At 43.5% G+C, this 20,644-nt stretch carries 35 protein-coding genes; 32 read left to right on the top strand and 3 right to left on the bottom strand.

Annotated features, from left to right (window positions below):
• The first annotated feature begins 12 nt into the window (after positions 1–12).
• The 19 genes from MKY41_RS11445 (at position 13) to MKY41_RS11355 (ending at position 12,926) form a co-directional block, all read left to right on the top strand.
• Entirely contained in the window at positions 13–303 is a 291-nt protein-coding gene (locus tag MKY41_RS11445) for a hypothetical protein (RefSeq protein ID WP_340745134.1), read from the top strand.
• Positions 303–806, top strand: a complete 504-nt coding sequence (locus MKY41_RS11440) for an HK97 gp10 family phage protein (RefSeq protein WP_340745133.1) — start codon at positions 303–305, stop codon at positions 804–806. Before MKY41_RS11445 ends, MKY41_RS11440 begins: the two co-directional genes overlap by 1 nt.
• Positions 796–1,239, top strand: coding sequence for a phage tail terminator family protein (locus tag MKY41_RS11435; RefSeq protein WP_340745132.1), 444 nt, complete (start codon positions 796–798; stop codon positions 1,237–1,239). Before MKY41_RS11440 ends, MKY41_RS11435 begins: the two co-directional genes overlap by 11 nt.
• Positions 1,226–1,453, top strand: a complete 228-nt coding sequence (locus tag MKY41_RS11430) for a hypothetical protein (RefSeq protein ID WP_340745131.1) — start codon at positions 1,226–1,228, stop codon at positions 1,451–1,453. The genes MKY41_RS11435 and MKY41_RS11430 overlap by 14 nt, the downstream gene beginning before the upstream one ends.
• A complete protein-coding gene (locus MKY41_RS11425) occupies positions 1,453–2,772 on the top strand; it encodes a phage tail sheath C-terminal domain-containing protein (protein ID WP_340745130.1) in 1,320 nt (439 codons plus the stop codon). Before MKY41_RS11430 ends, MKY41_RS11425 begins: the two co-directional genes overlap by 1 nt.
• Before the next feature lie 13 nt (positions 2,773–2,785).
• Positions 2,786–3,259, top strand: coding sequence for a phage tail tube protein (locus tag MKY41_RS11420; protein ID WP_340745129.1), 474 nt, complete (start codon positions 2,786–2,788; stop codon positions 3,257–3,259).
• 56 nt (positions 3,260–3,315) lie between these two features.
• On the top strand, positions 3,316–3,792 hold the full coding sequence (locus MKY41_RS11415; protein WP_340745128.1) for a phage tail assembly chaperone: 477 nt from the start codon (positions 3,316–3,318) through the stop codon (positions 3,790–3,792).
• Positions 3,793–4,043: 251 nt separating this feature from the next.
• Positions 4,044–4,403 (top strand): hypothetical protein, encoded by a 360-nt coding sequence (locus MKY41_RS11410; protein WP_340745127.1) that lies wholly within the window; start codon positions 4,044–4,046, stop codon positions 4,401–4,403.
• A 482-nt stretch (positions 4,404–4,885) separates the two neighbouring features.
• Complete coding sequence (locus tag MKY41_RS11405) at positions 4,886–7,081, top strand: tape measure protein (RefSeq protein ID WP_340745126.1); 2,196 nt, start codon at positions 4,886–4,888, stop codon at positions 7,079–7,081.
• Complete coding sequence (locus MKY41_RS11400) at positions 7,074–7,739, top strand: LysM peptidoglycan-binding domain-containing protein (protein WP_340745125.1); 666 nt, start codon at positions 7,074–7,076, stop codon at positions 7,737–7,739. The genes MKY41_RS11405 and MKY41_RS11400 overlap by 8 nt, the downstream gene beginning before the upstream one ends.
• On the top strand, positions 7,732–8,694 hold the full coding sequence (locus MKY41_RS11395) for an XkdQ/YqbQ family protein (protein ID WP_340745124.1): 963 nt from the start codon (positions 7,732–7,734) through the stop codon (positions 8,692–8,694). Before MKY41_RS11400 ends, MKY41_RS11395 begins: the two co-directional genes overlap by 8 nt.
• Position 8,695: 1 nt before the next feature.
• Positions 8,696–9,076, top strand: a complete 381-nt coding sequence (locus MKY41_RS11390; RefSeq protein WP_340745690.1) for a DUF2577 domain-containing protein — start codon at positions 8,696–8,698, stop codon at positions 9,074–9,076.
• Positions 9,073–9,483 carry a DUF2634 domain-containing protein gene (locus MKY41_RS11385; protein ID WP_340745123.1) on the top strand — a complete coding sequence of 137 codons (411 nt, stop codon included), beginning with the start codon at positions 9,073–9,075 and terminating at the stop codon, positions 9,481–9,483. Before MKY41_RS11390 ends, MKY41_RS11385 begins: the two co-directional genes overlap by 4 nt.
• A complete protein-coding gene (locus MKY41_RS11380) occupies positions 9,483–10,562 on the top strand; it encodes a baseplate J/gp47 family protein (protein ID WP_340745122.1) in 1,080 nt (359 codons plus the stop codon). Before MKY41_RS11385 ends, MKY41_RS11380 begins: the two co-directional genes overlap by 1 nt.
• Positions 10,555–11,160, top strand: a complete 606-nt coding sequence (locus MKY41_RS11375) for a putative phage tail protein (protein ID WP_340745121.1) — start codon at positions 10,555–10,557, stop codon at positions 11,158–11,160. The genes MKY41_RS11380 and MKY41_RS11375 overlap by 8 nt, the downstream gene beginning before the upstream one ends.
• Positions 11,161–11,174: 14 nt before the next feature.
• Positions 11,175–11,819: a phage tail protein gene (locus MKY41_RS11370; protein WP_340745120.1), complete on the top strand. Its 645-nt coding sequence runs from the start codon at positions 11,175–11,177 to the stop codon at positions 11,817–11,819.
• Between the two features lie 343 nt (positions 11,820–12,162).
• Positions 12,163–12,315, top strand: coding sequence for a hypothetical protein (locus MKY41_RS11365; protein WP_340745119.1), 153 nt, complete (start codon positions 12,163–12,165; stop codon positions 12,313–12,315).
• Positions 12,316–12,466: 151 nt separating this feature from the next.
• A complete protein-coding gene (locus tag MKY41_RS11360; protein ID WP_340745118.1) occupies positions 12,467–12,742 on the top strand; it encodes a hypothetical protein in 276 nt (91 codons plus the stop codon).
• A 22-nt stretch (positions 12,743–12,764) separates the two neighbouring features.
• On the top strand, positions 12,765–12,926 hold the full coding sequence (locus tag MKY41_RS11355) for a hypothetical protein (protein ID WP_340745117.1): 162 nt from the start codon (positions 12,765–12,767) through the stop codon (positions 12,924–12,926).
• Between the two features lie 88 nt (positions 12,927–13,014).
• Here the strand turns inward: MKY41_RS11355 and MKY41_RS11350 are convergent, their stop codons facing one another.
• On the bottom strand, positions 13,015–13,173 hold the full coding sequence (locus MKY41_RS11350) for a hypothetical protein (RefSeq protein WP_340745116.1): 159 nt from the start codon (positions 13,171–13,173) through the stop codon (positions 13,015–13,017).
• 256 nt (positions 13,174–13,429) lie between these two features.
• On the opposite strand from MKY41_RS11350, the gene MKY41_RS11345 reads away from it, so the two are divergent.
• From MKY41_RS11345 to MKY41_RS11295, 11 genes are all read left to right on the top strand, one after another.
• A complete protein-coding gene (locus tag MKY41_RS11345) occupies positions 13,430–13,642 on the top strand; it encodes a hypothetical protein (protein WP_340745115.1) in 213 nt (70 codons plus the stop codon).
• 129 nt (positions 13,643–13,771) lie between these two features.
• Positions 13,772–14,329, top strand: a complete 558-nt coding sequence (locus MKY41_RS11340) for a phage holin family protein (protein WP_340745689.1) — start codon at positions 13,772–13,774, stop codon at positions 14,327–14,329.
• On the top strand, positions 14,295–14,564 hold the full coding sequence (locus tag MKY41_RS11335; protein WP_340745114.1) for a phage holin: 270 nt from the start codon (positions 14,295–14,297) through the stop codon (positions 14,562–14,564). Before MKY41_RS11340 ends, MKY41_RS11335 begins: the two co-directional genes overlap by 35 nt.
• Before the next feature lies 1 nt (position 14,565).
• Positions 14,566–15,411, top strand: coding sequence for a peptidoglycan DD-metalloendopeptidase family protein (locus tag MKY41_RS11330; protein WP_340745113.1), 846 nt, complete (start codon positions 14,566–14,568; stop codon positions 15,409–15,411).
• Positions 15,412–15,675: 264 nt separating this feature from the next.
• Entirely contained in the window at positions 15,676–16,044 is a 369-nt protein-coding gene (locus MKY41_RS11325) for a helix-turn-helix domain-containing protein (protein ID WP_340745112.1), read from the top strand.
• The gene (locus tag MKY41_RS11320) at positions 16,045–16,566 is read left to right on the top strand and encodes an ImmA/IrrE family metallo-endopeptidase (protein ID WP_340745111.1); all 522 of its coding nucleotides are present in this window, start codon (positions 16,045–16,047) and stop codon (positions 16,564–16,566) included.
• A 173-nt stretch (positions 16,567–16,739) separates the two neighbouring features.
• Positions 16,740–16,922, top strand: coding sequence for a hypothetical protein (locus MKY41_RS11315; protein WP_340745110.1), 183 nt, complete (start codon positions 16,740–16,742; stop codon positions 16,920–16,922).
• A gap of 93 nt (positions 16,923–17,015) precedes the next feature.
• On the top strand, positions 17,016–17,237 hold the full coding sequence (locus tag MKY41_RS11310; protein WP_340745109.1) for a transcriptional regulator: 222 nt from the start codon (positions 17,016–17,018) through the stop codon (positions 17,235–17,237).
• Entirely contained in the window at positions 17,237–17,596 is a 360-nt protein-coding gene (locus MKY41_RS11305; protein ID WP_340745108.1) for a hypothetical protein, read from the top strand. The genes MKY41_RS11310 and MKY41_RS11305 overlap by 1 nt, the downstream gene beginning before the upstream one ends.
• 16 nt (positions 17,597–17,612) lie before the next feature.
• The gene (locus MKY41_RS11300) at positions 17,613–17,882 is read left to right on the top strand and encodes a YolD-like family protein (protein ID WP_340745107.1); all 270 of its coding nucleotides are present in this window, start codon (positions 17,613–17,615) and stop codon (positions 17,880–17,882) included.
• A 16-nt stretch (positions 17,883–17,898) separates the two neighbouring features.
• The gene (locus MKY41_RS11295; RefSeq protein WP_340745106.1) at positions 17,899–18,240 is read left to right on the top strand and encodes a YolD-like family protein; all 342 of its coding nucleotides are present in this window, start codon (positions 17,899–17,901) and stop codon (positions 18,238–18,240) included.
• Positions 18,241–18,252: 12 nt separating this feature from the next.
• On the opposite strand, the gene MKY41_RS11290 is transcribed toward MKY41_RS11295, so the two are convergent.
• A complete protein-coding gene (locus MKY41_RS11290) occupies positions 18,253–18,480 on the bottom strand; it encodes a hypothetical protein (protein WP_340745105.1) in 228 nt (75 codons plus the stop codon).
• Between the two features lie 11 nt (positions 18,481–18,491).
• The gene (locus tag MKY41_RS11285; protein ID WP_340745104.1) at positions 18,492–19,127 is read right to left on the bottom strand and encodes a hypothetical protein; all 636 of its coding nucleotides are present in this window, start codon (positions 19,125–19,127) and stop codon (positions 18,492–18,494) included.
• A 337-nt stretch (positions 19,128–19,464) separates the two neighbouring features.
• Here MKY41_RS11285 and MKY41_RS11280 point away from each other — a divergent pair, with 337 nt between their 5' ends.
• Both MKY41_RS11280 and MKY41_RS11275 read left to right on the top strand, forming a co-directional pair.
• Entirely contained in the window at positions 19,465–20,325 is an 861-nt protein-coding gene (locus MKY41_RS11280; RefSeq protein ID WP_340745103.1) for a ParM/StbA family protein, read from the top strand.
• Entirely contained in the window at positions 20,322–20,561 is a 240-nt protein-coding gene (locus MKY41_RS11275) for a hypothetical protein (RefSeq protein ID WP_340745102.1), read from the top strand. The genes MKY41_RS11280 and MKY41_RS11275 overlap by 4 nt, the downstream gene beginning before the upstream one ends.
• Positions 20,562–20,644: the final 83 nt, after the last annotated feature.

Here is a 20,644-nt window from a genome sequence, read left to right as displayed (position 1 = left end):
ACGTGGGAATCGGTGAAAGATCCAATCACTAAAATCACCACGGAAAAAGAAGTGACGAGGTTCGAAAATGAACCTTGTAAACTTTCCTACGAAAAGCAAACCACTACTTCAAATACAGGTGGCCCGGCCGTTATTTCGCAAACCATTAAACTGTCGCTTGCTCCCGAATTAGATGTGCCTTCCGGCAGCAAAATTATCGTTGCCCAAGACGGAGTTACGAATGAATACACTCGTAGCAGTCCTCCGGAAGTGCGCATGGATCATCAGCATATCACGCTTGAACTATTCGAGAGGTACGCGTAATGGCCAGATGGGGTAAGGTCAACTTCAAACAGTTAGAGCGCCTGCAAAAGAAAATGCAGAAACTTGAAAAGGCTGATTTTGATAAGTTCTGCGAAGATATGGCGAAGGAGATAGCCGCAAGATTGCTAGCTAGAGTGATTAAACGGACGCCAGTAGGTGATTACGGCGATGGCACTGTCGGAGGCACTCTACGTAGAGGATGGACTGCTGGAAGTCATCGTGAAGCGGAACTTTCATCCACGTTCGGTGGCGGTGCGGGAGCCAAGAAGTTTGCCGATACAATGACAGTTGTCAAAAAAGGAAGCACGTATGTAATCGAAGTGATAAACCCGGTAGAATACGCCTCTTACGTTGAATATGGCCATCGGACCCGTAATCATCAAGGTTGGGTTCCGGGTCGGTTCATGATGACTATATCAGCGGACGAGGTAGAACAGCTGGCTCCGAAATTGATCGAAAAGAAACTCATGAAACTATTAGGGGAGGCTTTCAATGGAGATTAACGACATTATTACAGCTATCTCCATTAAGTTGAACCAAACTTTCGGGGATGGCTATTCGAATTATATCGACGATGTGCCGCAGGGGTTTCGAACTCCTGCTTTTTTAATTCTCTTTTTAGACCTAGAAGTTGTTCCGCAAATCGGTAAGCGGTGGAAGGTCACTACGCTTTTCAATGTGCAGTATTTCCCTTCTGGCGGTCGTGCTGATGCGTCTAACCACGTATTGAAGGTACAACAAGCCCTTAAAAAAATCACACTGCTGAATGGAGCTGTAATGTTGGGCACTCGGGCGAACAGCGAAATTGTAGACGGAAATGCACATAACTTTATCCATTTCAATTTCTTCTTGCAAGAGATAGAAGCAAAGACTTTCATGGGATCGCTAAGACATTATGCAAACGGAAACGAGGTGGCGACAGTTGGCGAAGAATGAAGTTATTAAGAAAAAATCAAAGGCGACTGCGATTATGGTTGCGGAAGCAATCAACGGAAAAACGCCAACCTTTTCGAAAGCCCAGCTTTTAAAAAGCAAAAAGTATGTTGGTCGTCGAGATGCTTTAAGTGCTTTGCTTAAGGATGGAGAAACATACACACATGATCAAGTGGGACAGATATTAGAGCAATTCTACAAAGGAGGTAGCAAATAATGCTAGGTGGAGGCCCGTTCCTTACACAAAACAAAGTACTTCCTGGTACTTATCACAACTTTATTTCCGCGGCACGTGCATTCGTGAATCTATCGGACCGCGGTTATGTCGGCTTGCCGATGGTCCTTGATTGGGGCGTTGACGGTGATGTATTCACAGTAACTGTCGAGGATTTACAAAAAGATTCGTTAAAAATCTTCGGGTATGATTACACCCATCAAAAATTGAAAGGGATCCGAGACATTTTCAAGAATGCTCACACGGTATTCTTTTATCGGTTGGAAGAAGGCGCTGCAGCGGCGGCCAATTTATTCGGAAAAGCGAAATTCAAAGGCGTACGCGGCAATGACTTAAAGACGGTCATTTCAGCGAATGTTGACGACCCTGCCAAATTCGATGTGCAAACATATCTGGGTACAGCTTTAGTTGATGAGCAATTAGCGGTTGCGACTGCTGCTGAATTAATCAATTCCGACTTTGTTGTTTGGGACGATGCAACAACATTAGATTTAACAGCGGGCACCAACTTTACTGGTGGCACAAACGGAACGGGATTGACCGGAACTGCCTATCAGAATGCGCTAGATTCACTGGAAGCTTATGGCTTTAATACACTTGGGTGCTTGTCTGGCGAACCGACAATCAAATCGCTGTTCGTTGAGTATACAAAGCGTCTGCGGGATAGTGTAGGGGCTAAATTCCAACTTGTTGGGCACAAATTAGGCGCAGCAGATCACGAAGGTGTCATTGATGTCCAGAATGATGCAATCGGCGATGGAGAAGAGGTCTTTGGTGCTGTTTACTGGGGTGTCGGTGCCCAGGCGGGTGTTGCGGTAAATAAATCGAACACCAACAAAGTTTACGGCGGAGAATTTACGCTAGATATGACCGAAACAAAAACTCAACAACAGCTCACTGCTCTATTAAAAGCAGGAAAGTATGTGTTCCATCGTGTGGGCGAGGAGATCCGTGTGCTGGAAGATGTGAACACTTTCACGTCATTCACTGTTGACAAAAACGAGGATTTCTCCATGAACCAAGTCATCCGAGTTCTGGATCAAATCGCTATTGACACGGCAACTTTATTCAACACGCGCTATTTGGGTCAGGTTCCAAATGATCAAAGTGGGCGTGTTTCTTTATGGGGAGATATTGTTGCCCACCGTCGTGAATTGCAAGGCATCCGTGCCATTCAAAACTTCGATCCGGACGAAGTTGTTGTCGCGCAAGGTAATTCGAAAAAATCCGTTGTTGTGAATGAAGTGGTGGAACCGACAGTGGCGATGTCACAGCTCTACATTACAACGACGGTAGCATAAGGGAGGGATATCCATGACAGAAACAATGCACGCCAAAGATTCAATTCACGGGGCGCAGGGAGAAGCGTTTGTGACGGTTGAAGGTAATCGTTATAAATTTGCGAACGTAATCAATTTGGAAGCGAGATACGACAAAACCAAAACGCAAGTTCCGATCATGGGACGAGTTAGCAAGGGGAACAAAGCAACTGGCGGCGAAGGAACCGGTTCGGCCACGTTTCATTACAACACTTCCATTTTCCGAGAGCTGCTTTACCGCTACCAGGAAACAGGGGAGGATATCTACTTCGACATCCAAGTGACAAATGAAGATGCGTCTGCGACTGTTGGTCGGCAAACAACAATCCTGAAAGATTGCAATATGGATGGCGGCATCGTGGCATTAATCGACGCGGATGCAGAATACCTAGAGGATTCTTTCGACTTTACGTTTGAGCGGTTCGAATTCCCAGAACGGTTCAGTATTTTAAATACAATGCAATCGTAATCAAGGCTCACTTCGGTGGGCTTTTCTATTACCCAAATTTGAAAGGATGATATTGAATGAGTAACTTACAAGCTTTCTTTGCACAAAATATTGAAAAAGTAGGAATCGAGAAAATAGAGGTTTCTAAGCGGTTTAAAGAACCCGTCCTTGACGAGAATGGTGAACAAGTTTTTGATGAAAATGGCAAACCTGTAATGCAAGTCATTAAGTGGCATTTTGGGGCGATTGACGGAGAGCAAGACACCGCTAACCGTAAAGCGTGTACGAAGCGGATGCCGGTTCCAGGTAAAAAGGGTATGTTCATGCCAGAGACAGACTTTGACCAATACACCCTAAAAAATGCGGTTTCGACGATTAAGTTTCCTAATTTACACGATGCAGAATTACAAAAATCATATGGGGTTAATGGCGCTGAAAACTTGCTTCAAAAAATGCTGTTGCCGGGTGAACTGACAGAAGTGAAAAAGATCACTCAAGAAGTTAACGGTTTCAATATCGGCATGGACGAACTTGTAGAAGAAGCAAAAAACTAATTGATGACGGTGATCCGGATGCAAATATAGCCCACTACTGGCTTCATAAATTGCATAGATTGCCGTCAGAATACTTAGCTTTGCCTCGGCTTGAAAAAGCATTTGTAATTGCTTCTATTCAGGCGAAAATTGAAGCCGACAAAAAAGCAGAGCAAGAAGTAAAGCGGAATAGCAAAAAAGGTAAGCGTGGCAAGAAGAGATAGCATACCCCCTTTTTTTTCGGTATATTGATGGTTAAAGGGGGGATTGGCATGGCAAGAAATCAAGTAATTGCCGGAGACTATGAAGCAAAAAACATAATGCTCAAGACCAGTTTTTTAGGTAAACAAAAAGTGCATCTGTTCACTGGATTCACCAAAAGTTTTGAGTTAAACAAGGAGACTGTTAAAGACTATGAAGTAATAACAGAAGAACATCGTAAAAGCGCTGTTAGCGGTGTCGCTCGTGGTTTAGTGGGTGGCGCTTTACTCGGTCCTGTAGGGCTTTTAGCGGGGCTTTCAGCAAAAAATAAAGGGACACATACATTAGCAATCGAATTTCATGATGGAAAACGTTCTTTAATTGAAATTAATGAAAAAATCTATAAAGCACTTATCAGTGAATTGTTTTAATCATGCTTAAAAATTTTTTTCTAAGTTATTCAAGAGTTCATCTAACGAAATTATTGTTTCAGATGACGATTATTGGATCACAACTAGGAAGTTAGAGGACAGTAAATATTGCGATGTTTCTGAAGGCGAAGAAACCTTTATTAGAAACATGATACTTAAATCCAAATCGAGGAATCTAAAATATTATTTTGTTCTCGAAAGAAAGAGTGATAAAGCAATTGCTGTTTTTTATAAAAGGATCTACGTTGGCAGAATTAAACTTCAAGGCCGAAAAACTTGGATGCAAATATTGCCTAACCTATATGATGTTAGAAAGTTAGAGAACGAAGAATTGGATACTTATATCGAAAACATCGATTTGTGGATTGATTATATTAATAAGGTTCAAGATTAGATACATCGAAACGGTGTATCTTTTTATTTTGCCTACAAAGGCGGTGAGAAAAATAGCAACCATACGCACGTCCATCATGATAAATGACATGATGAGCCAACAATTCAGGGCAATGAATATGGCGATGTCCACGGTCATTGATAGCTTCCATTCATTAGAAGACGCGACAGGTAGAGCGGTAGACGTCTCTGCTTTGAATGCGGCGCAACGCGAATTACACAAAGTTGAAGCAAGTTTCAATCAAATAGAAGGCGAGATAAGGCAAGCTGAACAAGCTCAAAACAGGTTGAATAACGACATTAATGAAGGTAGCAATCTAATGAAGCGATTTGGAAGTGCGGTTTTAAGCGCTGTTTCTGCTTATGCTTCATATAGAGGGCTGGAGAAACTAACCAACATATCAGACGCATACGCAAATACAACTGCTCGAATATCAATGATGAACGACGGTCTACAGACAACTGCCGAACTGCAAGATGAAATTTATCAAGCGGCCCAAAACTCTTATTCATTATTTAGTGATACTGCCAATATGGTTGCGAAACTAGGAAATAATGCTGCTAGTGCATTTGAAAGCAGCGCGGAAATTGTAGACTTCGCTGAATTGATACAAAAGCAATTTTCTATAGCCGGAACGAGTGCGATGGAAGCGAGTAACGCGGCATTACAATTAACCCAGGCGTTGGGGTCAGGCGTATTACGCGGTGATGAGCTTAACTCGATCTTTGAGCAAGCGCCAAACATCATACAAAACATTGCAGATTATTTAGATGTGCCGATCGGATCCATTCGAGAGATGGCCAGAGAAGGGGAACTGACTGCCGAAATTGTGAAAGCCTCCATGTTTGCGGCTGCTGACGATATTAACCGCAAGTTTGACAGTATGCCCAAGACGTGGGGGAATGTTTGGACCGAGATGACAAACTATGCCAATAACAAGATGTCAAGTGTATCGCATCGTATTAACGATTTTATCAACTCGGCAAACTTTGCGTATCTGCAGCAATCAGCTATGCAGGCATTCGATATAGTCGTAATGGGGATTAACTTCGTTATCGCAATGTTGATTTCATTCGGGAACATAGTGGCAAATGTAGCTCAATTCTTTCAAGAACATTGGTCGATATTCGAGCCGATCTTACTGGTAATCGCTGTGGTGCTAGGAAGTATTGTCACTATACTTTTAGCTAAATACGCAGTCCTAGGGTTGATAAGGGTGGCAACGCTAGCTTGGGCGGCTGCTCAATGGGTTGTTAATGCTGCATATTTAGGAAGCCCGATTACTTGGGTCTTGATCGCAATCATCGCAATCATTGCCCTGATAGTGTACGCCCTTATTATGTGGGGTGAACAAACAGCTACTGTAATCGGTTTTATCATCGGGCTGTTCATGTTGCTATATGCTCGTATTCATAATGTTATAGCGAATCTATGGAACATCTTTGCGGCCATAGCTGAGTTTTTTGTAAACGTTTGGCAGCATCCGATGTATTCTGTTCGAAAAATGTTTTACAACCTAGCTAGTAATGTGCTAGATCAAGCGATTGCAATGGCTCGTGGCTGGGATGGATTCGCCACATCCTTCGTAAATGCAATTATCAAAGCGGTTAATATTGCAATTAAAGCGTGGAACGCATTTATTGAGATTCTTCCAGATGGGGTCGCATCGACCCTCGGGCTAGGAAAAGGAACGGAGTTTTCATACAGAGAATCAATCACAAGTGATCTAGAAGGAATCAAGGGAGCTTTAGGAGACTGGGTTGGAGAAACCCCGGCTGATTACTGGGAAGCGCCAAAAATGGACTTTATGGACTTCGGTGAAGCGTGGAATTCCGGTTTTGATTGGGGTTACGACGGAACGATGGTTGTCAGTGATTCATTAAATGGCCTCGTTGAAAAAGCAAAAGGTTTCCTCGATTATGATACACCCATGAATGATTCGGCATTACAAGCTGCGCTTGAAGGCTACGGTCTTGGTGGTACTGATTACGGTGGTCTTCTGGATGCAATTGACGACGGCAACGACGCGGGTAAAAAGACCGCAGGCAATACCAAAAAGCTTGCTGATAGTGTAAGTATGGCGGGGGATGACTTGAAATATCTCCGGGATCTAGCAGAACGTGACGTCATCAATCGCTATACGACAGCTGAGATTAAAGTGGATATGAAAAACGAAAACTACATCAATAACGAAATGGATATTGATGGTGTAATTGATCGATTCGGCGAACGCGTCGAAGAAGTAGCAGAAACATTAGCGGAAGGTGACGATAGCGATGTATAACTTCTTTCTGGATGGTGTACAGTTTCCAATCGCGCCTTCCGAAATGAATATGCGGATTAATAACCAAAACGAAACCATCGTCCTAATGAACGAAGGCGAAGTTAATATTTTAAAGAAACCCGGCCTAACGGATATTGAGTTTGAAGTCCTTCTTCCAAACGTCAAATATCCGTTTGCTGTTTATCCGGACGGATTCCACCCGGCTGCTCACTTTTTAGAGAAACTTGAACAATTAAAAATTGGACAAGAGCCGTTTCAATTCATCGTCAATCGAATGATGCCAAGCGGAAATCTTTTGTTTGATACAAATATGTCGGTATCTCTTGAGGATTATGAGATTCAGGAGGATGCAGAAAACGGCTTTGATATTGTAGTCTCGATTAATTTGAAGCAAGACAGGCCATACGGCACAAAACGATTGAAAGTCGAAACAAGCACTTCGAACGGCGGTACGACTAAGAAAGCGACTGTAGAAAAACAACGTCCTACCACCTCAAAGAAGATTCCAAAATCAGTAACGGTCAAAAGTGGAGACACACTTTGGGCGATCGCTAAACGGGAGTTAGGGGATGGATCAAAATATACCGAGCTCGCCAAAATTAATAACCTTGCCAATCCAAGTGCAATCAAAGCTGGGCAGGTGATTAAGCTTGAGTAAATCAAAGCTATATATCCTCTCAAGAGGGCGGATATTTGAATGCGCTGTCGAGGAAGGGGTTGTTTGGGAAACCCATCGCAAAAGCACTCCGGGCAAGCTAGCTTTCAATGTACTGAAAGATGAAGCATTAGGATTTCACGAAGGTGATGCGGTGCGCTTTGATTATGATGGCCACAAAATATTCTTTGGTTTCGTATTCATAAAAAAGCGAACCAACAACCGAATCATCAGCGTAACGGCATATGATCAGTTGCGTTATTTTAAAAACAAAGACACGTATGTCTACAAAAATAAAACGGCTGCACAGGTCCTTCAAATGGTTGTCAGTGATTTTCGGCTTAAAGCAGGTATTGTCGCAGATACAAAGCATGTTATTGCATCCAGGGTGGAGGACAATCAAGAGCTCTTCACCATAATGGATAATGCTTTATCAATAACCACCCAAAATACCGGGGAGTTGTACGTACTGTATGATGACTACGGCTCGCTGAATTTGAGAAGTGCCAAAACGCTTAAAACCGATATTTTAATAGATGAAGAAAGTGGTGAAACGTTCGAGTACACCACTTCCATCGATGAAAATACGCATAATAAAATCAAACTTTCTCGGGAGAATAAAAAGACCGGGAAACGGGAAATTTTCATTGCCCAGGACAGCGGGAACATCAACGATTGGGGTGTGCTCCAATACACAGACACAGTTGAAGAAAAAGAAAATGGTAAAGCGAAAGCGGATGCCTTATTGAGTTTGTATAATAGGAAATCCCGGAAATTGCACATCAACAAGGTTTTTGGCGATGTACGAATGCGTGGTGGCGCCACTGTCGGTGTCCAAATGTATCTCGGCGATTTGACCGTAGCTAATTTCATGATGATTGAAACGGCCAAACACACCTTCAAAGAATCGGATTATAGAGTTGATTTGAAACTGATAGGCGGTGATTTCGTTGCGTGATATGACTGATATTATTCGGGCTATCCGTAAAATTGTATTAAATGCACTGAATGCCCAACAGCTCACCAATATTGTTTATGGCACCGTTGAGAATGTTTCACCTTTAAAAATACGAGTGGACCAAAAACTCCTACTTGAACAGGAGCAGCTTAAATTAACACGTGCAGTAATGGATTATGAGGTTGATATGACAGTTGATCACGTGACTGAAAACCGTTCCGGAGGCGGTGGTTATGCAGAATTTGAATCTCATAACCATGAATATAAAGGTCGAAAGAAGTTCCTGATTCATAATGGTTTAGTTGACGGAGACAAAGTGACGATGATTCGCGCGCACGGCGGCCAGCAATATCTTGTTATCGATAAAGAGGTGGTTGGATGATACCTCAACAAATTGAAAATGATGGGTTAGAACTTAATTTCGAAGAAGCTCAAAGTCCTTCTCGAACATATAAAATCGACTTGGAAAAGAAGCGTATTATCGGCTATATCGATGAACGCGAAGCGGTCGAACAGTTTATTTATAAAGTCTTATCAACTGAGCGCTATGAGTATTTGATCTACAGTTGGAATTATGGAGCTGAGATCGCGAAACTGTTTGGCCAGCCGATTCCATATGTATACAGTGAACTTAAAAGATTAATAACGGAAGCATTGACGCAAGATGATCGAATTACAGGCGTTGATGCTTTTTTGTTTACCCACATTAAAAATAAAGTCCATATGCGTATGACCGTTCACACCATTTACGGTGAGATTGAAGCCGAGAAGGAGGTACTGGTTGCATAATGTTTGAATATCAAACTTTCGAGACAATTACAGATCGTATGATTGCATTTGTCGAGGAATGGAAGCGTGAAAAAGGCGAATCCATAGACATACGTGAAGGTGCCGTTGTCTATGATATGAGCGCTATGACCTCAAAGGAGCTTCAAGAATTCTACATTGCGCTTGATGGCGTTATCCTAGAGACTTACCCAGAAACAGCATCAAGACCGAATCTAATTAAACGTGCAGCTGAGTACGGCATTGTTCCCGATGAAGCTACCCATGCGGTGTTAAAAGGCGATTTCAATATTGATATTCCGATCGGTTCAAGATTCTCGCTTGGTGAACTGAACTACGTTGCTATACAACGAATATCACCAGGTGTTTATGAAATGGAATGTGAAACATCCGGAATCATCGGTAATACGCAATTCGGTTCACTCATCCCAATCGAATACATTGATGGGCTGCAAACCGCCGAATTAACCGAGCTACTCATTCCTGGTGAAGATGAAGAGGAAACTGAAGTGTTTAGACGCAGGTTCTTTCTGACTCGTAAACAGATTCCGTATGGCGGAAATCGGGATGATTATTATCAAAAGGTATTGAAAATCGATGGGGTCGGAGGGATGAAATCGTATCGCGCCCCAAATGGCGGCGGAACCGTAGGTGTCACAATTATCGCTTCTGATTACAGTGTACCCACTCCCACTCTTATTAATGAAGCTCAAACGATTATAGATCCAATACCAAATAACGGCGAAGGTTTGGGAGTCGCGCCATATGGGCACCGAGTAACGGTTAAAGGCGTTGAAGAGGTCGTGGTAGATATCGCTATGAAGCTCGTTTTATCAAATGCAACTCCTGGACAACTCCAACCAGAAGTCGAAGCGATCTGTGAAGAATATCTTCTTTCTTTACGTAAGAAGTGGAGCGAGAATGATGTCTTGGTTGTTCGTAAACTTCAAATTGAAGCAAGCGCAATCAATATTTCTGGAATAGCAGATATTACAGAATCGACGATTAATGGAATCGACTCCAATTTAATTTTAACTCGTGACCAGATTCCGGTTCTCGGGGTGGTGACTCTCAGTGAGTAATCGTGTAATGCGAAATCTCCCTCCTATCTATCATGAATTGATTGAAGCGAAAGCCTTAACCGAAAGCGTATCGAATGAACTAGAAATGATTGAGGTAGCAAAAAAACGGGTTGAAAATGAGCAATTCATTGAGACTTCAAGCGAACGGTTTATTCGGATTCGTGAGCAAGGGTATGACATTCGCGCGGATCCATCAACTGAAACGTTGGACTTTAGACGAAGGCGACTTATCGCAAGGCAATCCTCAAGAATGCCAATCACTCAACGTAGGGTGCATGAGATCTTGAGGACCTTGGTGAGTGGTGGATTTGAAGAGCATCTTGATGTAGAAAAGTGTGAAACGCTTTTTGTATTTGATGCAACCGAACAGTCAATTAGTCGAGAAATTGACTACACATTAGAGCGTTTAATTCCACTTAACATGAAATTGTCAATTGCACGACGTGTGAAAACAAAAGTTTATGTCCCGGCATACATGAACGTAGGAACTGAGATCACGATACACCCTATGCAAATTGGTGATATCCGAGATCAAGTTAACTTGAATGTTGCTGCATATGCACAAATTACTCGGGAAGTAACGATCAATCCTATATAGAAAGGAGTTAGAAAATGGTACAGTACGGAACGATAATTACGAACATCGGCCTAGCCAAGATTACAAATGCTCAAATCACCCAAGATACTGTAGATCTTTTGCACATTGCCCTGGGGGATGGAAACGGAGCTTATTACGTACCGTCTCAAAATCAAACTACTTTAAAGAAGGAGGTTTGGCGTGGAGTAATTGCTGATATGTCAGTCAGCGAAAGTAATCCCAATCGCATCTCTGTAAGCGCCTATATCTCCAGTACTGTGGGCGGTTTCACAATAAGGGAGATTGGTCTGTTTGATACAGAAAACAATCTAATAGCTCTATCTCTTTATCCAGAGCAATACAAACCCCAACTTTCCGAAGGTGTGTCGGAAGACGTTTTGCTTCATTTTGAAATCGAAACGTCAAATGCAAGCGTAGTAAATCTCGCTGTTGATCCAACTATTATTATTGCAAGTAGGAAGTATGTCGATGACAAAGTTGCAAGCGCTATGGGGAACACCTCTCAAAAAGTGGATACTTTACAGACATCGCTTACTGCACATTTGGCGGATATGGCGAAGCATAATCAGTTTATTCATGAAGGTCAACTGCATCAAATCGGTTTTGGTTATAATCCAACACTAGGTTGTGTGACGTTCAGTATTAGAGAGGTGATGTAAATGAATATTGATGGGAATTTTCCTAGTTATGAAAGACAGGCTGAAATTAAAGATGCTGTAGATGCTATTCGTGAAGTAATAGATAACCCTGTATCTCCATTTAAAACATTGAAAAGCAAAGTGTATACAGCTAACGGCACATTTATCGTTCCCGCTGGTGTTACGGAGGTTTATTTGACTGGAGGAGGCGGAGGAGGCGGAGGAGGCGGTGGCAGTTCCAGTGGCACAGTTACCCCTACTGGCGGTGGAGTAACTTCTTTCGGCACTCTGCTATCCCTAAGTGGTGGAGGTGCTGGTCAAAATTCTGGTAGAGGTGGAGCTGCTGGAGGACCTGGGGGTAGTAATGGTGGTAGCGGAGTCGGAGGTAATGGAGGCGGAGGCAGTAGTGGGTTTTACAGCGGCGACCCAGGTAGTTCCGAATCATCAAGAAAAGGACCTGCATCTTATTGTAGCGGCGGAGGAGGAGCTGGCGGCGGAGGAGGAGCTGACTTCGTAATAGATTACCCAGTATCTGTAACACCTTTATCGTCTATAAATGTCACTATCGGCGCCAGTGGTCGGGCCGGCGGGCTTAATGGCGCTTGGGGCGGCGACGGAGGTCCTGGCATCCTAACCGTCAAATGGTGGGAATAAGGAGGGAATTATAAATGAAAAAGTTTGCGCAAATTCTCTATAATAAAGCACACTGGATATTCGAAGCCGAAGAAAAACCCGAATTTGCTCCCAACATAGTGCTAGTGGACATTACAGGAAATGCCGAAGTGCAAGAGGGCTGGGACTACGATCCCGAAACAGGCGTATTCACCGAGCCTGTATTTGAACCGGAACCAATGCCGGGGCCGATTGTACCAATCGAGCAAATTGCAGAAGAAACCCTGTTAGAAACTAAGTATCAAACGTTATTACTCGAAATGATGATTTAATAAAAACTAGGAGGAATTTGACATGACAGCATATCAATTATTAGTAAAAGCAATCGAGCGTAAATCCCAATCGGAACAAGACCTAACAAAAAAGGCGAATACATTTTTCGCTTTTGACCAGCTTACGGAAACTGAATATCAAGATGTGATGGATCGTATTGCAATGATGGAAGACGCAGCGTAAGCTTGCGTTATTTTTTATGTCAAAGATCAGTACCTGAGAAATTGAAAGATAAGCCAGATTATAGACTTATCTGGCTTATTAATATAAATTAATCAAAGTTCTCTTCCTTGGCGGCTTTAAGTGCTAATTCTTGCGTGTCATAACCTGTTTGAGATTGCCTTCCGCCTGGAGGGCATGATTGCGCAGACTCGTAGACATGCCATTTGCCGGTAGGTAATTGTTGAACATAGACTCCTATTCTAAGCATGATATTCACCTCTTTCGGATATTCCTATATCTATCTTTACATGATTAAATTATTAGCTCAATAGTTAGATTTTAAACTTCCGAAGTGCTTTTTAATGTTATATCATTCGCTTTAGGACGCTAATGTGCAGCAAGCAATATCAATTGCCAGTTGCGGAGTATTTAGCGGCGGAAGTTGAAAAAGAAGGTAAATAAAAGGACTATCTCCCTTTTTGTCGAATAAAGTCAGAAGATGAGAAAGAAAGGGGGATAAAACATTGGGTGTAAACGAAGTGTTAGAAGCGGTTTCTAGTGGAGAATATTTATTAGAGCTGAACGTTTTTAATGATGCTCCTGCTGACACCGTCATTGTAGGTGCTGTTTCAGAGAAATCTAATCCTGGTGGCTTTGGGCGTCGTGAATTTGCTTTTAGAGGCGAACAGCAAAACGAGCTTTTGGTAGGATTAGCAGAAATTATTAACACAAAGTAATTTTCGGAATTAGAAAAATATATGATTATTTAGGACGTCCACTGGGCGTTCCTATTTTTTATCCTTAAAAATAGAGAATAGGGGAAGGGGGTACTTGAATGACGAAGGGAGAGAGTACCGGTGACTCGTATGGAAATTACAGGCGTTAAAAGCATCGGGGCGCTCGTGGTCAGCTTTTTGATATATTTGATCGGAGTAGTGAATGAGGCGGTTGTAGTTCTCGTCTTTTTCATGCTCCTCGATGTCGTAACCGGTCTACTGCGTTCATGGATTACGAAGTCATGGGACAGCACTATCGGGTTTTCAGGCGTCGTCAAAAAGCTAGGTATTTTCATCATGATCGGCATGGCAGCATCCATCGAATACATGGTCATGGCTGTCGGACAAGACCCGAAAAGCTTAATCATCCTTGGAGTAACGTCTTTTTTTATTGTCAACGAGGGGATTTCCATTCTCGAAAACTGCGCACAAATTGGATTGCCCATCCCGGCAGTCCTTTTTAATGCCTTAGAAAAGATGCACCGGGATCCCTCCGGAAAAGAGCAACGACTTATCCGGCATCCGATACTAGATCGGATTGATAAAAAAGAGCTATTAAAGGAAAACGAGGCTCTGCATCATCAACTAAAAAAAGCAAAAGGGGATAAATCAGATGAAAATCAATTGGAGAGTACGAATGAAGAATAAACTGTTCTGGCTGGCCATGGTGCCGGCTTTTTTATTGGTCATGCAAATTGTAGCTGGATGGTTCGGCTACGAATTGGCAGCCGATCTAATCGGGGAAGAGGCCACCAAGTTTATCAACTCTGTTTTTGCCCTGCTCGTCATCCTTGGGGTCGTGGTGGATCCGACAACCGAGGGTGTGGAAGACAGCCATCAGGCCTTGTGGTATGATCGTCCGAAAAAGAAGGGGTTGAAGTAAAATGACGCAGTTTACGAGACCGTGCGATGGTAGAATCACCAGCTATTATGGTCGGCGCCTTCACCCCATCCATAAAGTAATGATGGGCCACCACGGAATTGATATCGCTGCATCCGGTCGTGTCCCAGTTAAAGCGGCAGCAGCCGGTAAGGTGTCTCGTGTCCTGCTAGATGGAACGCCAGCTGCCGGAGGATACGGTAACTGTATTATGATCAAGCATCCGAATGGTATGGAGACGGTATATGCGCACTTGGCCAGTTTCTCGGTCAGCCTACACCAAGATGTTAGTCAAGGTCAGCAAATTGGCATCATGGGCAATACGGGGAATTCCACTGGCCAACATCTGCATTTCGAGATTCACAAGAGTCCTGGATGGAATAACAAGTACACCAATGAAGTCAACCCCCTCCATTATTACGTGGATCCGGATGTCAAACGGTTGCAACAGTTACTCATCAATGTCGGCCAAAAAATTGCAGTCGATGGCGAGTTCGGCCCAGCGACCGAGGCGGCGGTCAAAGCGTTTCAAAAGGCTGCCGGATTGGTTGTGGATGGCTCGGCCGGCCCGGCGACTTTGGCTGCGTTGGAAAAGTTCGCTTCCGTCAAGGTAGCAGCAGATGGCAGCAAAGGAGATGAGGACTTGAAATTTACGAGCAAAGCGGCCCGGGAGTTATGGGAAACATTTATCGAAAGCAAAGCCCAGCGAGAAATTGTCATACAGGCTGCCGTAGATGCTGGATATAGCGACACATGGATTCAGGATCTGAAAGAAGGTAAAGTCGAACCTGGAGATTTTGCCGGGTTGATGGCCGGTACGATTGTAAAGCAGCACAAGCAAAATAATTAAAGTGCATTTGGCCATAATGTAAACGTTGATATGACGCGGTTTGTAAATTGGCCGAATATCAGTTAAAGCACCCTATCCATGTGGACGGGGTGCTTTTGTCGATTTGTAGTATAAAATAAGGAAATCAGTCATATGCTATACATAGTAGTCTATCTCGTGTTTAAAAGTCTTGTTGTTTAAATCAACAATATTTGTTGACTAAGATAACTATTTGGGTTATTATATAAATGTACGAAACTTCTAATTAGAAAGGAGGAACCATCTGTGTTGAATTCATTCGGTAAGTTTTGTAGAAAACTGCGAATTGACAAAGGTGAGCTTTTGAAAGACATGGCAACAAGACTAGGGGTCACATCTTCCTATCTGTCCGCTGTTGAAAATGGCAAAAGAAACGTTCCTCGCAACTGGATTGAAAAAATTTCCGAAATGTATTCGTTGAACGAACAGGAAATAGGAGAATTAAAACGTTCATTCGACGAGTCCAAAAAGGTAGTTCAGCTTAATTTCGAAGGCTTTAGCAGCGAGGAGAAGAACGACTTACTGGCTTTGGCGCGAGAGTTTAAGGGATTAAATGAAGACGATCGTGAAAAGATTAAGGATATTCTCCTAAAAAGCAAAAAAAGGAGAGATTGAATGACGCTGTACATTGCAAAACCCACTTCCAGGAAAAAGATTCGGGATCTTGCCAATACGCTGAGAAGAATAACCGGATTATATGATGAAGCATATTTTCCGGTTGTCGAATTTTTGGAATTAGCTATGCCCGAATTATTTAAAGAGTTTGAGTATGAAATAGTACCAATCTGTGGGATGCCGAACGAATATGGGATTACATATCCTGAAAAAAACCTGATTTCTATTCGGGAAGATGTTTACGAGAGGGCTATTGATGGTGTGGAGAGAGATAGGTTCACCATCGCTCATGAGATTGGTCATTTTATTCTACACAAACCTGGAATGATTGAACTTGCAAGAACCCAAACAGTTCAAGATATCCCTATTTACAAGAAACCGGAATGGCAAGCAAACACATTTGCTGGCGAGTTGCTTGCCCCTCCACAAGTTATTAGAGGGTTAAGTTTGGAAGAAGTATCGTCAAGTTGTGGAGTGTCACTGCAGGTAAGTGAAATTCAATTAAAAAACATGAATAAGTAAGGAGGACAAGCATTTGAGGAGCAATAAAAAAAGCCCTTGTAGAGGGCCCACATAAAAATATGTACAGTGTCAGTCGCTACAGGACTGTATTTAAAACTTTGGCGAGTTTATACATACTGTAACACTGTAAAAGGCCCTTTGCAAGATATTAATTTGTGAAGGGAAATGATAGCATGATGATTTGTACACCATATATTACTTTGAGGAACGGTAAGCGTCTATTTGCACACGAAAAAGGTTTGGAGGCTTTCTGTTTTGAAGTGACGCCAGAGCAGCATAAAAAATACATGGAGAAGAAGGCGAAAGAGGAAGAAAAAAAGAAAAAGCAGGATGAAAGCGAAGAGAAGGAAGAGTAAAAAATTATTGAAGACCCTTGCGACGGGGTCTTTTTTCTTTCCTTTACATACGAACAATAGTTCTCTATAATGAGTAAAAGGAGGGGAACAAACGTGCGCAAAACATTGGAGAAGTCGGTAATTTATGGAGAAGTACTGGAAATGATGTACTTAGCCAAAGACGGCCAGATCAGCAAGCGTCGGATTAAAGTGATTCAAGTGGGTGAGTCATCGTTTCGTGCTTTTTGCTACATGCGGGGATCTCGAAGGACTTTTACAATCGACAACGTTTTGGCACTAGTTCCCCTGATTGAAAAAGAAGGCGTGGTGATCTGATGCCATTGATCCCGGTAGAAGCGCTGCCAAAATTCGAAAACGCGATATATTTCCCGCTGCTCATCCAGGTATTGGAGCGCGATCGTGTGGCGGTTGAAAGAGGGCCATTCAAGCTGAAAGGGCCATATCTGAAATTAATCGATCAGGCGTTAAAAAATATTCACGCCGAGCAGAAAGAAACAAATGCTTATCTGCGCGCCAATAAAATGAAAGTCATCAAAGGGGGGAATGATGGCACCTTTACCGAGTATTCGTTTTTACACGACGGCTACGAAGACAGCCGGAAATATCTAAACGTCAGGCTGCGCAATCGCACCGAAGAGTTGATGTCCGTTTATTTTGCCATGGTTGAAAAATGATGGGAGGATGATCGTGATGACAGCAATACCAAAACCACCAAAATCGAAAAAGACGAGTGTAGCAGCTCCACAGCTGACGGAATATGATTACACCGAAATCGGGGAGCGGATCAATGAGTCCTTGGAGTTCGGGGCAGAAGTTGAAATCCAGATATATCACCAGAAAAGATACGAAACGTTTCGGGGAGTCGTTACGAGTGCAGACGCTCAAAGTGGATACCTAAAGTTGCGAGTGGGGTACGATACGCTGAAAATCAATATCAATGCCATTGTTGGGGTTAATTGAAGGAAAGGTTGATTGGATGAAAGAATCCATCCGGGACCGGGGAGCCAAGAAGTGGTCCATGTCTATCATGCTGCCGGAGCACGTCCAGAAACTGCGGGAGTGGTACGACGAGGATAATTATGTTGCGCGTCCACATCTAGACAATTTTGATTTACAAGTCTTACAGCACGAAATCGAACGGGCCTATAAGCGCCAATGCGAAACCAAAATAGAAGTTTGGAAAGCAGGCCGGATTGATTTATATATGGGAAAAATATGCGAGCTTGATCCACAGCTCGGCTGCATATCGATCGAGGGGCCGTTTGGCCATGACAGAATATCAGTGCATGATATCGTGTCTGTCCAGTGTGTGGATTAAAAAACGACCGCGTTAGCAGTCGTCTTCAAATATCGCCATGGGTTGATACGGGAACCGTGCTTCCCATGGCACCGGCAGCCAATGTAATTCGGTATTCTGCATTGCTTCCGCAAACTCCGCATCGTCCATCCGTTTGCTGTGATCTATCAGGACATCGCAGAAATGCGGGTGGGCGTATAGAGTCCGGTCCTCGTTAAGTACGCAGATGGTCTCGTTTAGGGATTGAAGATAATATTTCATCGTTTCACCCCTCACTCCTTATCTCTCCAGTGATTAACCACGAATTCTGTCACGGTGTCCTGCACTTTCTCCACGCCGATCCGCACCTCATCCATTAGATAGGTCAGCAGGGAGGCCCACGAAATCCGCTCGTCATAGGGGTTCCCGGCATTAATGTATGCCAGTACCTTCTTCAATTCTTTCATCCTTTTTTCGTCCACATTGGCTTCTATATATGTTCTAGCGAACTCATTCACAAACTCCGTATCTCTCACAGTCGCGTCCAGTAGCAATGTAGTCGCTCGGGCCACTGAACATCCCATAGCGTATCCGATAGCGGACAGGCTATCGTGCATGGATTCCGTCACACGCGTGGAGATTCGTTCCCCTTTTTCATTTGGAGTACGTTTGCTCACTGGCATCCGGTCTGAGTCTCCCAAATAAATCGAGTTCCCTATTTTGACATCCCGAAGAAAGTAACGTGATAGGTAACTAATCACTTTCCGATTAGTAGATCCTGCAATCAGAATCTCTTCAATGACATCCTTGATCGGTGTATCAGTGATGAATGACAAACGGTAAATGCAGTCCTTCAGTTCCTTAGTGACGGTCGGTTTTATATCCCGTTTTTTATCACTCCGGACTTTTCTCTGCCCTACCTTATCCACTCCCCCACTCCTCTTTCTGTCATTTAGCCCCTGTACACTGTTCTATTGTACCGGGGGTATTACAGGATATGCGGGGGAGAGGTGAGGTATCACTTCTTCTTTTTGGGTTTCTTTCGTATTGGAATGCTATATTTGTTGGCGTTGTCTATGATCGCCTTCGCCAAGGCGCTAGTATCCTTCTTGGTCATCTAAATCACTCCACTTTTTACCTCTACCCTGTCCTATTGAAGAATAGTTTATACCTGATTCACATATTGTTTTATTACAAGCGCAATAACAGCCCTCGGGAATGGTCCTGAAATTATGACAGGCGTAATAAAACTGTGGAGGGAATCAGTTGAGCAAACTAATTCTAGGTGTCGACGCCGGGAACTACATGGCCAAGGTCGCCGGGCCATATGGAGTCGATTCGTACCGGACAGCTATCTGCGAATGGTTTGAGAGAAATATCGAGGAATCCTTTGCCGACGACGACATGGAATTTGAAATCGCCGGCCGAAAGGGGTTTGCGGGAACGATCGCAGCATACGAGGATGTGTTCGGCGGATCGGGAGCCATGTTCGGGGATTCGAAAGCGCACGAAGACACTAAAATCCGCGTCCTGCTCGCCATTCATAGATACACCGATAAATACTGCCCGGGCGTTGAAGACGTGACCCTAGTCACGGGGCAGCCTATCGTATCCCACGTGGATGAAGAGAAAGAGCGCATCCAGGAAATGCTTGTCGGGCATCACAAGTTCACCGTCAACGGAACGAAACGACATATCCAGATTCATAATGTCGGCGTCTCGGCCGAAGGGGCAGGCGCTTACTGGTCCAGTCCAGAAGAGGGGACGATTCGCATCCTGGACATCGGCAGCGGGACGGTCAATGCGGCAACCATCATCGACACCAAATACATCAATAACGCTTCCGATACGTTCAACTTTGGGATGGAGACGGTGGATACCGATAACTTAGATAGTGTGGCCCGAGGAATTGTCCGTGCGACCACACGATTAAAATGGAATAGGAACGATTCTGTATATATTTGTGGAGGGATCGCTCGGGAAATCTTGCCGTGCATCGCGTCTCACTATGTAAATGCCCGCATTCTCCAACCTATTCTGGATGAAAAGGGATTCGTCACGGTGGCGGAGCCGGTCTTTTCCAATGCGATTGGTTTTTACAAGTTGGCGAAAGGAGTTCTCGGATGAAGCGAAGGCAGCCGAAGTCGATTAGTTTCAATTTAATGGATGAGTATGAAAAGAAGCTTTTGGATCACGCCGAAAAGGGGGAGAATGGCAACTTTAGCCGTTATATCAAAAGACTGATCGCGAACGACATGGAAGGGTGGCAGGCTCGACCGGCAGCTCCAGTAAATTCCCAAGCCAAAAAGGTAATAAAAGAAAAACCGAAAATAAGTCGGGATTCGATGGGTGGGTTTTTGTGATAAATAAAAAAGAGAAGACGCGGCAGTCTTCTCTTTTTTTATCGCCGACAATCTGCCGACATTTTGCCGACCAACTTAAAAGT

The organism is Sporosarcina sp. FSL W7-1349, assembly GCF_038003045.1.
In the GTDB taxonomy this organism is placed as follows: Bacteria; Bacillota; Bacilli; order Bacillales_A; family Planococcaceae; genus Sporosarcina.
The sequence above is the reverse complement of the archived record's forward strand: the minus strand, read 5'-3'. Positions and strand labels throughout refer to the sequence as shown.